The organism is Faecalibacterium sp. DFI.5.82 (genome assembly GCF_029076575.1).
GTDB classification, from domain to species: Bacteria; Bacillota; Clostridia; order Oscillospirales; family Ruminococcaceae; genus Faecalibacterium; species Faecalibacterium duncaniae.
The window spans coordinates 1-292 of the sequence record NZ_JARFIS010001026.1 but is presented as its reverse complement, the minus strand read 5'-3'; the positions used below and the strand labels follow the sequence as shown (position 1 = coordinate 292).

The window sequence follows — 292 nt, the reverse complement described above, 5'->3', positions numbered from 1 at the left end:
ATTTTTAGCACATCTTTGCTTGCATTGATGTGCTAAAAATACAGTATTTTTGCGGGTTTAGCGCACTTTCTCAAAGGACTTGAGTTTGATTGCTCTGGGAAGTTAGCATTTATCAAATAGACAGAGAAAAAAAGACGACTGAAATATATCAGCCGTCTTTTTTTGTTCACTTTTTTGTCCCGCCCTTTTCCAGGTCAAGGAGGAGTTTTTTAGCTGCAAGGCCAGCGGCGTAGCCGGTAAGGCTGCCGTCGGCCCCGATAACCCGGTGGCAAGGGATTAAGATCAAGATCGG

Annotated in this window: 1 protein-coding gene; it reads right to left on the bottom strand. The window is 44.2% G+C overall.

Going from position 1 to position 292, the window contains the following annotated elements; genetic code table 11:
• Positions 1 to 166: 166 nt before the first annotated feature.
• On the bottom strand, positions 167 to 292 hold a 126-nt coding region (locus tag P0G09_RS19985; RefSeq protein ID WP_275253546.1), incomplete at its 5' end, for an MGMT family protein.